Below are 13,186 nucleotides of genomic sequence, written 5' to 3' on the forward strand. Positions count from 1 at the left end.
GCTACAGCTTCACGAGCAGGTTCAGATACGTGCGCGGGCCCAGCACGTTGAACGGATCGCCCTTGCCGGTCGCGCTCGTGATGTGGTCACTGCCGGAATCGTTGGTGTCGTTGTTGGCGCCCATCGAGTAGTCCTCCAAATTCCCCTTGCGAGCGAAGGAGGACCCATAGACGTAGCTGTAGTGGGTATGCTCCACCAGCTCGTCGACGGTCATCGTGTGTTTTTCCTCGCCGACGGTCTCGCCGAGGTTATGCGACGACAGATTGCTGTCAGCTGGCGTACCAGCGACGGCGATCGCCCGGGCCACGGTCTTGAACAACCCAATCGGCTTGGCCGCAGCCCAGTCGTCGTCGGCGGTGGCGCCGCGGCCGCCGGATACGGGCGCATATTGATCGCTGATGTTGTTCCAGAGCAGCTTGTACAACGCTTCGCAGTCGTCGTCGGCCCGGGCGGTCGAGCCACTCCCCGAGGGCCCGATGGACCCGTCGTTCGCCCGAACCCATCCGGTTTCGGCCTGCTTGATCGTGAACTTCACATCGCCGGTCGTGAACCGGCCGCCCTGGCCGCCGGATCGCTCGAATTCATTGTTGAGAGCAGACCAGTCGAGCAGCGACTGGTCTTTGTAATCCTGGGTGGTGCCGACCTCGTTGACGTTTCGCTCCACGGCATTACCGGGCGTCATTCCGGCAACCAGTGCCGTGTCCGGTGCCTTGGCCGCAAACAGCACGTTCGTGCCGTCGCAATACACCCAGCGCGCCTCGCCGCGCGGCACCTTCACCCCGGTGCCCAACTGGGTGCGAACCGTCACCTCGTACTGGCCAGTCGTGTTGTTGCGTACGAGAAAGACCTTGCTGACCGCCGGCACGATCACGTTCAGGTTCTCGCTCGGATTACCCTGCAGGTCGAGGACGGCCGAGCGCGCTTCGTCGTCGCTGCCGTCGTTGGTCGACAGCGTGTAATCGTTGGCCGACAGCACGATCTGCGCGGTACCGGCCACCGCCGCCTCGAGCAGCTGCATCTGCTTGTTCAGCACCTGGCCCCAGACGTTTTCGTCCGACCCCGTGTCCTGCAAGTTCAGGCGCAACAGTTCACTGAAACTGGCCATTTATCTTCCCTCGGGCTGCGGCGGCTGTTCGGGATCTCGCAACAGCGGCGCCAGCTGCTTGCGGGCCGCAGGAATGACCTCGGCGTTGTACGTGCCGCGCCAGACCGCGATCCGGTCATCGGCCTTGATGAACTCCTCGCAGGCCATCAGGCACGCATAGAACAACGCATCAGGCACGTGGCGCGAGATCCAGGTTTCGCGGTTGGACGGCGAGACAATCGCCGGCGCGGCGATGGCCCGGGTCCGGCAGACATAACCATCGTCCGGCACCGGGCCAACCATCCAGTGGTCGGCATCGAGATCGCACCAGTAACGCGGCGCGCCGGACGCACCCTCCTGGTAGCCGAGCACGAAGTCGTAGCTGCGCGACTCGATCGGCGTGAACACACCGGACTGCTCGATATGAAACGACCGCGTCACCCGCGTCCGCCGCGGCTTCTCGATAACCGGATCACCCTTGGTAATGAAATGGCCGCGCACCTCATCCAGCACCTCAAGATCGAGATCGCGCGCGACTTTCTCGCTGCCGAGCGCGATGATCCGATCCAGTTGGGCCATGAACGACGGATTGTCGTCCTCGGTCCAGGCCACGAGATCGCCGACGAGGCTGTCGTAGTCCATAAAAAAAGCCCGCAACGCTTTCACGTGCGAGCTCGGTGGTTCCGATACCTCACCCGATTTTATGCGGCGAAACCTGTGGGTTCATGCGGTTTTGAGAATCAGCAGATCACCAGCGCAATAGTGGTACCGGCCGCGTTGAGTCGATACCTCGCGCTCGCCCACTGGATCCGGAACTCACCGTTCACGCTCGCGTGCTCGCTGCCCAGATTGACGCGTATCAGCGCCTTGCCGCTGTCCTCGTCGTAGACCAGCAGCCACGCCGCGCTGATCGAGGCAGTCGCCCACACCGAGTCCCCGATCTGCAGCTCGCCGCCCTCGATGACCGTATCCAACGCCTGGCCGCCCGGCGCATAGCCCGGGGCATCGAGCTCGCCATCGGCATCATATGCGAAGCCCGGTCGCTGCCGATAAAGCGCCACCCGGAGGGCAACTGCGTGGAGATCGAGCCCGACGTCGAACAGGCTGAACAGAGCGGGCCCGGCCCGTCCGCTGGCCACATCGAACAACGGGAATCGCACGACGGTATCGATCGCATCGCGTCGCGGCGACGGCCGATACAACGCGGTGGCGTCGCTGGCATCCGGTACCGGGCGCTTGAAGTACGGCGGCTCCCACCAATCCGGGGCCACCAGCAGATTCGGATAGAGCCCGTCGCGTACCAGCCGGTTGAGCGGCATGATCTTTCCGGACCGGGCGCACTCGGCCTTGGCGAACTTGCCGCGCGCATACCGCCGACTCATCGATATCGGGCCCGGATCGTCAGCGGCGCGCGGCTCCCATCAGCATCGAGCGCCCGGTTGAACGAACGCTCGGCTTCCGGCTGGAGAAAGCCGACGCGATCGGGCGCGAATTTCACCGCCAGGCGTGCGGCCACGCCGGCGACGAACGCATCGTAGAAGTAGCTCGGGATATCCAGGGTATCGGGCAGCGACCCCACGTCCTTGAAGCGCCGCATGTACCAGTAGTGGATCTCGTCGGTGCTGTTCTCGCCGATCTGCCAGATGTAGACCGTGGGCGCCCCGGTATTCCGGTCGACCCAGTAACGATCGGGCAGTCCCCGCAGGTCTTTTTTCGGTATCGCCTGATAGTCACCGCGCGAGATCGGGTACATCTCGGTATCGAGCCCCGAGCGCCGGAGCGTCGCCTCGAGGATATCGATACCGCCATCGGGCAAGTCGAAGCTCGTCATGCCCGGTGTTACCGGCCGGACCGTCTTCTCAACCGCCCACTCGGATACGCCGTGCGTCTGCCAATCGGAGAACATGAAGTTCATCGACCGGCGGGCCGCGTTGATATGACGCAGCGTCACATCGGCCGGATCGATCCCGGCACGCTCAAACGCCTCGTCGATCATGTCGGCGAGTTTCGGATCGAATAAGAAATCCGATGAGCCGGCCATACTACACTGGCACCTGCACGGTGTAATCGCCGTCGATATGCCAATAACCGCCACTGTTGGACGTGCCATCACCATGCAACATCAACGTGGCAATGAGCATGCCAGCGCTGGATATGCTGACGGTACCCAGATCCCCCGGATAGATCAGCTGGTCGTTCGCCTGCGTCTGCAGCTTAATCGGAGGCCCTAAATTTACAATGAATATCCGGTCTCCCAGATTCACATCGGAATATAATGGCAGATTGACCACGTCACCTGTGGGGCCGCCGTTTACGGTCACGACATTATTCATGTCGGTTGGATGAATCGTGTACGGCGACGTAAACGTTGCATCAATCGCATCAGCTGTGGCGCCATTCACAAAGCTGAAATCGCCAACAATATGGGTCTTGCGATCGAATCCGCCAGCACTGGTTTTGACCCACAGACCATTCTGTCGCGCGTAGGTCTCGCCATCCTTCGGGGCATCACTCAGAGTTGATCCCGACAGTACAATGGTGTTCGGCTGATCGTTGTGGTGACAGTGGTAATACGGGTCGTCCGGCGGATAGTGGCCCGCGCTCTGAGCGATCACGTCCATCAACGACGTCTCGTCGTCGTTGTCGAGCACCTTGGCGACGCCGATGTCCTCGCCCGGGAAGTCGTTCGACGCCGCCTCCTTGAACCACACGCGATAGATGTTCGGTTCCAGGGTGACCGTGTACGAGCCATCGTTTGCCGTATCGATCTTCACGGCCGCGCCGCGCGCGATATTGCCGGCCGACGTCAGGGCCGCAATGGTGAACGTGCCGGGCCGGACCGTGCCGTCCGGGTATTCCATCGTCCCCGATAGCGTGCGCGACATGGCTTAGCCTCCGGATTGCAGGAAGTGGCCGATCACCTCGCCATCGGTGTAGGCCGTGACGTTGACGCGGATCGCCGCAACCGGCATATCGAACAGCGCCTCGCCGGCCGCTGTTTGGTCGGCGGCCTTGCTGTAGATATCGCCGGCTGCCGGGGTCTCGCGCCGCACGTCGACGTAGGTGTACTCCACGTCGTAGGTGGCCGTGCCGGTGACCGACACACCCACCGCCACCTGAAACGGGGTCGGCCAGTGATTCGGGATGAACCACTGGCCGGGCTCGGCGGCCGACAGCACTTGCTTGTCAGCGCGCATGATCAGGCCTGCTCGACGCCGTAGGCGCCCGCTTCGCTGGAGGCGTCGTGGATCTTCAGCCAGACCCGGTAGTGCCGGCTGCCATCGGGCGCACTGCCCGGGTCGATCGTGCCGCGCACGTCGCCCGTGGTCGCCGTAGCGGGTGCGTCGTCGCCGCCCACGACGGTGCCGACCTCCTCGGTGTCATCGGTGAAAGCGTGCAGGACATCGAAGGCGCCGCCGATACGAAACGGCAAGCCCAGCACCGTGGCCCAGCCGACGGAAACGGCATCGGCCGTGTCGTCGTCCACGGTCACGGACTCGACCACCGCGAACGCCTTGGCGCCCTCGGCCTTGCCCGCGTTGGCACCGGCGATCGTCTCGCTCATGGCATGGCCGTACTGATCGCGACCGCGGACCGTGAACGCTCGACCGGAGTCGTCGCCGGTCGAGGTGATCGTGACGTTGCGCGGCACGTCCAAATTGAGCTGGCCATCCAGCGTCAGCATCTGCACGCCGCCGGCTGCCGGCGTCTGGTCTGTGGCGATCCCGTCGCCGTCGGTCGCCGCGGGCACGCCGAGATCGACCTGAACGACGGGCGTCATCGGTACGCCGCGCTGGCTACGGTAGGCGCCGTGGTGAACGGCCTTGCCGTGGAACAGCTGATCGGCGTAGGAAATGGTATGTCGGGACATGAAAGCCTCCTGGCAGCCCTATGCGGGAATCATGTGTGTTGAGTCGGTGAACCGGTTAGTTCATATCGCCGTCGGAATCAAGCTTGGCGCCGCCCTTGGCACCCTGGTTCTTGTTGCCCATCGTGCCGCGCGCACCGCGCGTCGGATTGGGCTTGGTGCCATGGTTGTAGTTCGCGTTGCGCTGATCCGGCTTGGGGGTCGGGTAATTGCTCTTCATCGTCTTGTCCTCTTGGTGGGCTACGCTTCCCTAAACCTATGGGCTTGGGGAAGCGCCCGGCCGAAGCCGGACGCCTGTCATCGACGGGCCAGACCGCTCGGGTCTAGTTGCCGCCACCGGGAGAGCCGAAAGCGCCACGCGGATCAGTCCACCCGAAGCTATAACGCTCCCTGCTCTTATAGCGAAGGTTCCCCGTCTCGAAGTCGCCTTCCATGCCGCGCTGTACCTTCTTTCGCACGAAGTGCTTGAGGCCCTGCGGGCAATCGGTCTTGATGAACCACGCATCCGGGTCGGTGAACCGCTGGTTCACGGTGTAACCGCCGCTGATGGCGTCCATGTCGGCGATGGCGTTGATGTCGTTGTCCGCCGTGCCCGGCCGCTTCTGCGAACGCAGCAGACGCTGCGCAGTGAACTGCAGCTGCGGCGGGACCGCGAGCATCTTGGCCATTACCGACACCGGGATGCCCCGGTCATCGACGAACTCGGAGATGCGCGTCAGCGCCTCCTCGAGCGACGTCTCCGACAGATCGGCCGGGGTATCGAACGCGTTGGCGAACGTGCCCCCTCCGGCCAACGGATGGTCGGTGGCGAACAGCGGCTTGCCGTCGCCGCCGGCATGGTTCGGATCGAAGCCGTTGTTGAAGATCGCCGCGCCCTTCACCTCCTTGGTGTGCTGGAGGCTGCGCGCCAGCGCCGGGCTGTACTTGCTGCCCAGATCGCCGTAGAGGCCATCTTCGATCGCCTCCTCGGTGATCGCGAACGCCAGAGCGATCGTTTCGTGGGCATAGCGTGCGGTCCAGCCCTCGCCGCCGGAGTCGTAGGTCACCGCCCCGCCCTCGGGCTTGGTTGCGGCGCCGCCAAATCCGATCAGCAGCTGGTCTTCCTCGAAGGCCTTGGACGAATTCACGACATCGAACAGCTGTCGCCACTGCTCCTGGTGCCGGTTGTATTCGAGGCCGAAATTCGCGTTCAGGCCCAGCTGGAGCTGGCGCTGAAACTGCGCTCTGTTCATGGCCATGGTCTGCCCTCCTTATACGGCCGTGGCGGGGCCAGCGAGCTCGTGGAGACTGATCACCACGCGCACGTTGGCGTTGACGCCATAGTCGTTGTCGGCGCGCTCGGCCAGGCCCAGGATCTTGAGCTGCTTGCCCGTCCCGGTGCTCACCGAATCGCTGTCCAGCTGCACGCCAGAATTACCGGTTGCCGCATTGCCGTCGCCGGCAAGGATGTTGGCAGCCGCCCGAATGTCGCCCTCGGCCAGATCGCCGCTCGCCTGGATCTCGAACACGGTGCTCGGATCGTCGATGACGAATGCTTTGACCTGCGTGCCGGACTGCACCTGCGTGCTGGCCGGCCAGAAGGCTCGGTATTGGATCGCGCCGGACGTATCGATGTACTGACACCCCGCAAACACCCCGGTCAGACGATCGCCGGCCGCAGCCAGAGCGATGTTCTTGCCGGTCCCGGTGGCCTTCACCGGGTCGCCGTAGAAGATGTCAGTGCCGTACCCGCCCGCGATCGTGTATTCGCTCATACGCTGCGGCGTGCCGCCGGACAGATGCCCGACCGGCAGGAGGCCGACAGCGCGATTCACGTTGCTCATCGCGTTACTCCTTGATGCTAGTCACCGGCCACATTGGGCAGCCGGCCCTGGTCCGTCCGGCTTCGATGGTCCTTGCTGATACGCGGACCGCCGGGGGACTGTGTGCGGTGAAGGTCGGCTTCTACACCCTGCATCTGGCGGGCAGTCTGCGACCGATAGTGCTCGGTGCGCTTGCCGGCCGCTTTCGCGGGCATTTCGCAGAGAATCAGACCTTCGGCGCTGATAACGCCCTTCCCCTCGACGGTCGTTTTCATGCTCGAAAACGCTTCGTCGACGGTATCCGCTGCCCGCGGTCGCCAGCCTTCGCGCAGTGCGCGTTGCCAGTTGCGGGTATCGGGGGCGCCGCCCAGCTCGTGGCGTTTCCACCGCTGGACCATTCCCGGCCGGGGTGGCGGGGCATCGAGCGACGACGGGCGTACCCAATCGATATCCCCGTCGCCGTGCTCTACCGTGGAGGCTTCGGCACCGGCCGCCGCGGGCGTCTGGTGCTCGCGTTCGACCTCGTGCGTGGTCTCGGCCTCGGCCGCGTGCGCCGTGCGCTCCTGGGCGGACGGCTGTCGGGTCGGGCTGTTGCGTCGCTGGCCTTGGGCCATGCCTTACCTCCGTTGTGCGTTCTGCTGGCTCGCGCGTTTCTCGCGCGCCCAGATCTTTAGGTGTTCCTTGTTGTCCGGATCGAGCCCGAACTGCGACATGGACGCCCGGTCGTCGGCGGTGATCTGCACCTTTCCGGACGATGCTTTGCCCTGGGCGCCCATGCCGTTGGTCGGCGCACCGCGTCGGCGACTACCGTTGCGGCTTCCGTTCTGGTTGTGGTCGCCCTGGTTGCTGCTGTCGCGCGGCGTGATGCCGAGTTCGGGATGACGGCGGCTCAGCTGTCGGTCGATCTCGTCGTACATCGCGTCGCTGTTCGGATCGAAGCCGGCACCCCGCAAACGCTTCTCGATGACCAGTGCGGTCTGCGCGGCCTGCGCGTTCGTGCCCTGGGCAAACCAGGGATGACGGCCGACCCAACGCTGGGCCGCGGCCGGTACCTGCTCGGCCGGCGCCTGGCGCTGTCGTCCCGGCTGGCCTTGATCACCGCCATCGCCCGGATCCGCGCGTGACGCCGACGTGTGCTTGCGCACCTGCAGCTCGACCAGCTTGTTCTGGGCCTCGGCGGCCGCGGCGGTGTCGCCCTCTTCCTGGGCCGAAACCATCTTCTGGCGCGTCGACTCGATGTCGCGATCCAGCTGCTCAGTCTCGCCCTGAGCCTGGGCCTGGGCGCGCTCCTCGCGTAGCTGGCGGATCTCGTCGCGCAGCGATTCCAGTTCCTGATCACGCGCCGCGGTGCGTTCGGCCTCGAGCGCCTGGTCGATCTCGGCATTCAGCCGCGCCTCGCGCTGCTCGTCGGTTTCCTCGTCGCCGGCCTGCTCGCCGCCAGCGTCGTTATCGCTGCCCTGGGCTTGCTGATCCGGCTGGCCGTCGCCGCCGTCGTCGTCGTCCTGGTCGCCCGCCGCATCGCGGGGGGCCTGATCGTCGCCGCCCAGCTCGAAGTCCTGATCGTCACCCAGATCGACATCCGTGGTGGTGTCGTCGGGATTGCCGTTCAGATCCTCGAACTGGTGCTCGTAGCGATCGTCGTCGTTACCGGTTGCCATGTCGGCTCCATAAAAAAAGCCCGTCATGTCGCCGGCAGTACCGGGAACATGACGGGCTCGGTCGTTCCAACACCCGTGTCAGCGCGGCGGCGGTTTCAGGCTTTCCTGAGTCTCCGCGTGCCGAACTGCACCTTGCTCGAACGATAGGATCACGCGACCGTAGAATCCACCGGTTTTGAGACGCTGGAGCAGTTCCAGCGCCCACATCATCTGGCGATCAACCGTGGCCGTCTCGTGCTCATTTCGTCCAATGCGCCGGCCGTCCACCGGCGCCTCGTCAGATGTAGTTTCGGAAGACATCGGGCTGATCAGTCACGGCCATGATCTCGGTATCGTTAAGCAGGCGGTATTCGACATCGCCGGCCCACAGCTTCTGGCCCGAGTACTGATGGCACAGCACCCACATGCCCTCGCGCGGCCGGTTCGGCTCACGCGACAGATCGAGACCGGCCTTGGTCTGGGCCTGAAATGCCAGGCCACCGAGCCGCACGATCTTGCCCACGCATGTCAGCTGCTGGTCGGCCTCGCGCACTTCATCGGGCAGCACGATGCCGCCGGCCGTCATTTCCTTGGGCGGCAGCGGCTTGATCAACACCTTCCACAGGATCGGCTGGCAGGGGACGTTTTCGCCGGCGGCTTCGTCGCGGGCGTCGTCAGTCGTCTTCATCGTATTGCAGCTCCTTGATGACCTCGTCGATGGTCTCGTGGGCGTCGGCCAGGCCCTTCGCCCGGCCGACCCGTTCGCGATAATCCGCGTAGTCGTTGGCGCCGCCCTGCAACATGCCGGCGGCGAGCGCGTCGCGCTTTTCTTTCAAGCGCCGGCGCAGACGGTCTCGGAATTCGGTGATCACGCCGGCTCGTAGGTCGCGGCGAAGATGTCCGGCTTGCAGGGGTAGTGCTCGCCCTGCACTCCGGTGATGATGAAGTCGCCGGGCGTAACGATGTGGCGACCTTCCAACGTCTGAATGAAAGCGTTGCCACATTCGCTACAGCTGTCTTTCTTTCGACAGCCGCAATCCGTTTCCACGGCGGGATGGTCGCCCGGCTTGAACCACTGGATGGCCTCGATCTCCACCGGCTTCTTGCGATACCGCGCCATGGTCAGTCCCCTCCGGCTTCGGTCATACGCCCTTCGTGCAGCGCCTGCTTGAGCCGGTAACCTTCGAGTTCCCAGACCTTGCCCTTGGCCTTATCGCGCGCGACTTGCCGGCCTATTTCTTCGTCGAAATTTTCCGGCGATACGCACGCAGAATCCGCCGTCACGTTGAACCCGTTTTTCAGGCTGAGGCAGCACACGGTCGTCGTGGTATTTGGGAAGCGGTGATACTGCTCGCCGACAATCCACTCATCGATCGCGTCTGGCGTCAGCCGCGGGCTATTCAAACCCTTGGCCTGAATCTCTTTCTCGATCTGGTCGTCTCGCATCGCTTACTCCTGCGGGTTGTCCGGCGCGTCGAACGCCCGGTCGATATTGTCCAAGGCCAGATCGGCGCCGCGCTGCCGAGTCGCATCACGAGCCTCGGCCGCTTTCCGGGCCTGCTCGGCTTCCCATGCCGCCTGTTCGCGCTGCTGCTCGGCGGACCATTCGGCCTGATCACGCTGTTCGCCGGCCGCCCAGTCGGCGGCGTCCTCACGCTCGCCGCGCTGCCAGTCCGCGGCTTCGCGCTGCTGCTTGGCCATGAACGCCTCGCGTTCGCGCTGCATCTTGGCCTGGTGTTCCTGATCCTTGCGGCGCTGTTCGGCCTCGAACTCGGCCTGCTTGCGCTGCTGCTCGGCCTGCAATTGGGCCTGCGCGGCATGAGCCTGTTGTTGTGCCGGCGACGGCACGGGCTGGGTGTTCTGGGCCACGAGCCGGGCGATCAGGTTTTCCTCGTCGATCGGCAGCGGCTTCTCGTGGCCATCCATGTTCGGATGCAGCCCGGCCGGCAACGTCACGCCCAGCGATTGCTCGATCTGCTGGCGATAGGCATAGGCGTGGTGCTCAGCGACATGCGCCTGCAACTCGGCCTGCATTTTCTGGGCGGCCGGTCCCGCCGCGTTCGCGTACTGCGCGGCCATGGCCTCGTGAATCTTGATATGCGCCGCGTGATCCTGATCCGGGAAGGCCGTTACCGGATGGCCGGTCATCATGTACTGGTTCTCGGTCACCGGGTCGCGCCGCTGGGCGCCGGTTGATGGCAACAGCTCGTCGGCATCCGGGACGCGCATCGCCTCGAGCAGCCGCTCGTGAGCACGACGCTTCTCCTTGATGCCATAGACATCGGGGCTGCCATTGACCAGCTGCACGACCGCTTGGGCGAGCGCGATGCGCTGCGTGTGCGAGAAGATGTTCGGATCGCTGACCGGTACGACATCGATCGTGTCGTCGAAATCGGCGGCCCGGATATACCGGGTCTGGCCCGAGACCTGATACGGGTAAGGCTCGTCGTCCAGGTTCTCCGCGTCGAGCTTGGCGAACAGCCGGTACTCGCGGCCGGCCGCCCGGTGCAGGCGGCGATGAACCGCGCTGAATACCTTGCTGCCCTGCTCGATCATGGCCACGGTGGTGCCTACTGGCGCGTTCTGATTGCCGTCACCGACCATGGTCTCGGTGGTCGACGAGAACCGCTGGCCCGCATCGGTCAGGATGCCGAGCAGGTTGAACAGCGCGTTGCTCGGCTCCTTGAACGGCAGCGGATAGAACGCCTTCTGCAGATCCTCGCCCGGCAGGTCCACGTCGCGGAACTCGCCGTTGGCCAGCGGATCGTCACCGCTGATCTTGCGGGCCTCCTTGCTCTTGAAGCCGGCCTGCAGATTCGAGCGCGCCGCGCTGTCGAGGAGCGCGCGGACCGTGCCAGTCGTCGCCTCGGCCAGGCCGCCGATCATGTGCAGGAAACCAAAGCCATAGAACCCGAAGCCCGGCAGGAACTTGTAGTGCGAGAACCAGACGAGTTTTTCGTAGTCCTCGTCGTCCTCGTCCCAGTTCCGGCGGATGCTCAGGACATCGCCCTGGTCCTTGTCGACCGTGATGATGTACGGCAGGTCGAAGTCCTGCTGATACGGATCGACATCCAGATCCTGGTAGCAGTGAATCTCATAGATGCGGTGTGTCGAGTCGTCCTCGGACACCGACTGGCTGCGCATGTCCGCAGTGTCTTCGAGCTTATCGTTCTCGCCAGGCTCGCGGCCGGTGTCGAGATCGACCGTCACGTACGTGCCGTTGGCCATCGCACGCTCGATGTCGTTGGCGTGCATCTCGAAGCTGTGCGTGTAGCGCTGCGCGTCGGCCAGGCTCTTGGCCTTATAGGGGACGATGAAGTCCTCGGCCTTCACGTATCGCGCCTTGGCCCGGCCGGTCACCGGATCGGTGAACAGCTTGCGGAACGCGCTACCGCCGAACGGCAGGTAGAACAGCAGCTGGTCGGTGTCGTCGAACCATTCCTCGTCGTCTACCATCAGCCGCCAGTTCAGGTATTCCGATACCCGCTCGGCCTGTTGGTCTTTTGCCTCGGTCTGGTCGCCGACCGTGGTGCACTTTACTGGGCCGGAGCTGGGTACGACCTCGGGCAGCGCCCGCGCCTGGAACTGGACGATCGCCTCTCCGATCAGCGGATGCGTGACGCTCGATGCGCCCGGGAACGGCTCATCGTCTTCCGGCCGATCCTTGAGGCCGAGCAGTTCGAGGCCCTTGTCCAGCCGCTGCTTCCATTCGGAGCGCGCCTCTTCGTCGGCGTCGACCGCGGCGATCAGCTTGTCGGCCAGCCGCTGGCGGTCCTGCTTTTCCATCGACTCGGCGAGATTGGCGTCGAACTCGGCGTCGCCTTCTTCGGATTCCTCGCCGTCCAGAAAGACCGTGGCGGTGTCGCCGTTGTCGTCGATGATGACCCCGTCAGCGTCGACCGTTCGGCCGTCGCGCTCGTCCTCGGGGATCTCGGCCATGTCGCTGGAATAGTCGGCCATCGGTGCCTCGCGCAGTGCGTGGGCCGATTCTGGCCGTTAGGATCAGTAGTTTCCGCTTGTTCTGAGAGTTGGCAATGGGGATCTGCGCATGGTGCGAACGGGAAGCAGAGCTTCGCCGAAGCCACGTCATACCTCGCGCATTCACGCGCCACCTTCTTGGTGATCAACAAGGCACGCTGCTTGGTCTTGAGCACGACCAGCCTCGCGGGAGACGGCTCCCTGGCGGCGTCTACGAACGCGGCCTACTTTGCGATGACTGCGAGCAGATGCTCGGCGTCTACGACAATGCTGCAGTCACCGCACTCTCGCAGAGATTTGACGAATGGCTGCCGGTTCATAAGGACGGCGAGGTCATCGGATGGAGTCTCGATGCCGACCCAGAGCCGATAAAGCGCTTCTCCCTGTCGTTGCTAGCGCGGGCGCACTGGAGCACGCAGCGCGGATTCGATGTGGTCGACCTCGGCGCGCAAATTGGGCCGATCAAGCGTTATTGCTCGGCCGACATCGATACGCGGGACGATCGCCGATACCCCTTGTTGCTCGCGCGCTTCGACCCGAGTGAGCGTATACCCGGCGCAGAACTTACGATTCGTACACCGCAGCGATTTCGGTTCGGAGATCAAGGCTTCAACGCCTATACAACTTATCTGTCGGGATTTCATCTCATGCAGATAACCGATGGACGCGCATCGGATGAATTCGCCGCGCTCACTCACGAATCGCACAACCAGATAATTGCTTTCCGACAATCTTTCGATGCCGACGAGCACATCGGTGGGCTGATTAGGCTTGCAGTCTCGATGGAGAGAGCACGAGACCAGATTCAGTAGCCCAG

The 13,186-nt window shown here is 64.0% G+C and carries 19 protein-coding genes; 1 reads left to right on the plus strand and 18 read right to left on the minus strand.

The features are described from left to right. Position 1: 1 nt before the first annotated feature. From C41B8_RS19395 to C41B8_RS05470, 18 genes are all read right to left on the minus strand, one after another. Positions 2–1,105, minus strand: a complete 1,104-nt coding sequence (locus tag C41B8_RS19395; RefSeq protein ID WP_051883127.1) for a hypothetical protein — start codon at positions 1,103–1,105, stop codon at positions 2–4. Continuing rightward, positions 1,106–1,750: a phage adaptor protein gene (locus tag C41B8_RS05400; protein WP_037335169.1), complete on the minus strand. Its 645-nt coding sequence runs from the start codon at positions 1,748–1,750 to the stop codon at positions 1,106–1,108. It lies immediately after the preceding gene. 74 nt (positions 1,751–1,824) lie between these two features. After that, positions 1,825–2,466, minus strand: a complete 642-nt coding sequence (locus C41B8_RS05405; protein WP_037335171.1) for a hypothetical protein — start codon at positions 2,464–2,466, stop codon at positions 1,825–1,827. Next, a complete protein-coding gene (locus C41B8_RS05410) occupies positions 2,463–3,125 on the minus strand; it encodes a phage adaptor protein (protein ID WP_037335174.1) in 663 nt (220 codons plus the stop codon). The genes C41B8_RS05405 and C41B8_RS05410 overlap by 4 nt, the downstream gene beginning before the upstream one ends. Position 3,126: 1 nt before the next feature. Continuing rightward, entirely contained in the window at positions 3,127–3,969 is an 843-nt protein-coding gene (locus C41B8_RS05415) for a hypothetical protein (protein WP_156962417.1), read from the minus strand. Positions 3,970–3,972: 3 nt separating this feature from the next. Next, on the minus strand, positions 3,973–4,281 hold the full coding sequence (locus C41B8_RS05420) for a hypothetical protein (protein WP_037335179.1): 309 nt from the start codon (positions 4,279–4,281) through the stop codon (positions 3,973–3,975). A gap of 2 nt (positions 4,282–4,283) precedes the next feature. Further along, entirely contained in the window at positions 4,284–4,955 is a 672-nt protein-coding gene (locus C41B8_RS05425; RefSeq protein ID WP_037335182.1) for a hypothetical protein, read from the minus strand. Between the two features lie 55 nt (positions 4,956–5,010). Then, positions 5,011–5,172 (minus strand): hypothetical protein, encoded by a 162-nt coding sequence (locus C41B8_RS20380; protein ID WP_156962418.1) that lies wholly within the window; start codon positions 5,170–5,172, stop codon positions 5,011–5,013. A 103-nt stretch (positions 5,173–5,275) separates the two neighbouring features. Then, the gene (locus C41B8_RS05430) at positions 5,276–6,190 is read right to left on the minus strand and encodes a phage major capsid protein (protein WP_037335184.1); all 915 of its coding nucleotides are present in this window, start codon (positions 6,188–6,190) and stop codon (positions 5,276–5,278) included. Positions 6,191–6,202: 12 nt separating this feature from the next. Further along, complete coding sequence (locus C41B8_RS05435; RefSeq protein ID WP_037335187.1) at positions 6,203–6,775, minus strand: hypothetical protein; 573 nt, start codon at positions 6,773–6,775, stop codon at positions 6,203–6,205. 17 nt (positions 6,776–6,792) lie between these two features. Continuing rightward, positions 6,793–7,368 (minus strand): hypothetical protein, encoded by a 576-nt coding sequence (locus C41B8_RS05440; RefSeq protein WP_037335190.1) that lies wholly within the window; start codon positions 7,366–7,368, stop codon positions 6,793–6,795. A gap of 3 nt (positions 7,369–7,371) precedes the next feature. Beyond that, a complete protein-coding gene (locus tag C41B8_RS05445) occupies positions 7,372–8,412 on the minus strand; it encodes a hypothetical protein (RefSeq protein WP_156962419.1) in 1,041 nt (346 codons plus the stop codon). A gap of 78 nt (positions 8,413–8,490) precedes the next feature. Then, positions 8,491–8,712, minus strand: a complete 222-nt coding sequence (locus tag C41B8_RS20385; RefSeq protein ID WP_156962420.1) for a hypothetical protein — start codon at positions 8,710–8,712, stop codon at positions 8,491–8,493. Continuing rightward, positions 8,690–9,079: a co-chaperone GroES family protein gene (locus tag C41B8_RS05450; RefSeq protein ID WP_037335196.1), complete on the minus strand. Its 390-nt coding sequence runs from the start codon at positions 9,077–9,079 to the stop codon at positions 8,690–8,692. The genes C41B8_RS20385 and C41B8_RS05450 overlap by 23 nt, the downstream gene beginning before the upstream one ends. Then, entirely contained in the window at positions 9,066–9,263 is a 198-nt protein-coding gene (locus tag C41B8_RS05455; RefSeq protein WP_037335199.1) for a hypothetical protein, read from the minus strand. The genes C41B8_RS05450 and C41B8_RS05455 overlap by 14 nt, the downstream gene beginning before the upstream one ends. After that, positions 9,260–9,511, minus strand: a complete 252-nt coding sequence (locus tag C41B8_RS05460) for a hypothetical protein (protein ID WP_037335202.1) — start codon at positions 9,509–9,511, stop codon at positions 9,260–9,262. Before C41B8_RS05460 ends, C41B8_RS05455 begins: the two co-directional genes overlap by 4 nt. Positions 9,512–9,513: 2 nt before the next feature. Next, complete coding sequence (locus C41B8_RS05465; protein WP_037335205.1) at positions 9,514–9,837, minus strand: Gp49 family protein; 324 nt, start codon at positions 9,835–9,837, stop codon at positions 9,514–9,516. A gap of 3 nt (positions 9,838–9,840) precedes the next feature. Further along, positions 9,841–12,351, minus strand: coding sequence for a hypothetical protein (locus C41B8_RS05470; protein ID WP_051883128.1), 2,511 nt, complete (start codon positions 12,349–12,351; stop codon positions 9,841–9,843). 74 nt (positions 12,352–12,425) lie between these two features. On the opposite strand from C41B8_RS05470, the gene C41B8_RS05475 reads away from it, so the two are divergent. Continuing rightward, complete coding sequence (locus tag C41B8_RS05475; protein WP_156962421.1) at positions 12,426–13,181, plus strand: hypothetical protein; 756 nt, start codon at positions 12,426–12,428, stop codon at positions 13,179–13,181. The last annotated feature ends 5 nt before the right edge of the window (positions 13,182–13,186 follow it).

The sequence above is a fragment of the Salinisphaera hydrothermalis C41B8 genome, from assembly GCF_000732535.1.
Lineage (GTDB): Bacteria > Pseudomonadota > Gammaproteobacteria > Nevskiales > Salinisphaeraceae > Salinisphaera > Salinisphaera hydrothermalis.

Bases quoted from the DNA above. Each gene is read 5' to 3' on its own strand.
- C41B8_RS05445 (WP_156962419.1), bottom strand. From the start codon at position 8,412: ATGGCAACCGGTAACGACGACGATCGCTACGAGCACCAGTTCGAGGAT.
- C41B8_RS05425 (WP_037335182.1), bottom strand. From the start codon at position 4,955: ATGTCCCGACATACCATTTCCTACGCCGATCAGCTGTTCCACGGCAAG.
- C41B8_RS05440 (WP_037335190.1), bottom strand. From the start codon at position 7,368: ATGGCCCAAGGCCAGCGACGCAACAGCCCGACCCGACAGCCGTCCGCC.
- C41B8_RS05475 (WP_156962421.1), top strand. From the start codon at position 12,426: ATGGGGATCTGCGCATGGTGCGAACGGGAAGCAGAGCTTCGCCGAAGC.
- C41B8_RS20385 (WP_156962420.1), bottom strand. From the start codon at position 8,712: ATGTCTTCCGAAACTACATCTGACGAGGCGCCGGTGGACGGCCGGCGC.
- C41B8_RS05465 (WP_037335205.1), bottom strand. From the start codon at position 9,837: ATGCGAGACGACCAGATCGAGAAAGAGATTCAGGCCAAGGGTTTGAAT.
- C41B8_RS05410 (WP_037335174.1), bottom strand. From the start codon at position 3,125: ATGGCCGGCTCATCGGATTTCTTATTCGATCCGAAACTCGCCGACATG.
- C41B8_RS05470 (WP_051883128.1), bottom strand. From the start codon at position 12,351: ATGGCCGACTATTCCAGCGACATGGCCGAGATCCCCGAGGACGAGCGC.
- C41B8_RS05430 (WP_037335184.1), bottom strand. From the start codon at position 6,190: ATGGCCATGAACAGAGCGCAGTTTCAGCGCCAGCTCCAGCTGGGCCTG.
- C41B8_RS20380 (WP_156962418.1), bottom strand. From the start codon at position 5,172: ATGAAGAGCAATTACCCGACCCCCAAGCCGGATCAGCGCAACGCGAAC.
- C41B8_RS05415 (WP_156962417.1), bottom strand. From the start codon at position 3,969: ATGTCGCGCACGCTATCGGGGACGATGGAATACCCGGACGGCACGGTC.
- C41B8_RS05405 (WP_037335171.1), bottom strand. From the start codon at position 2,466: ATGAGTCGGCGGTATGCGCGCGGCAAGTTCGCCAAGGCCGAGTGCGCC.
- C41B8_RS19395 (WP_051883127.1), bottom strand. From the start codon at position 1,105: ATGGCCAGTTTCAGTGAACTGTTGCGCCTGAACTTGCAGGACACGGGG.
- C41B8_RS05450 (WP_037335196.1), bottom strand. From the start codon at position 9,079: ATGAAGACGACTGACGACGCCCGCGACGAAGCCGCCGGCGAAAACGTC.
- C41B8_RS05420 (WP_037335179.1), bottom strand. From the start codon at position 4,281: ATGCGCGCTGACAAGCAAGTGCTGTCGGCCGCCGAGCCCGGCCAGTGG.
- C41B8_RS05435 (WP_037335187.1), bottom strand. From the start codon at position 6,775: ATGAGCAACGTGAATCGCGCTGTCGGCCTCCTGCCGGTCGGGCATCTG.
- C41B8_RS05460 (WP_037335202.1), bottom strand. From the start codon at position 9,511: ATGGCGCGGTATCGCAAGAAGCCGGTGGAGATCGAGGCCATCCAGTGG.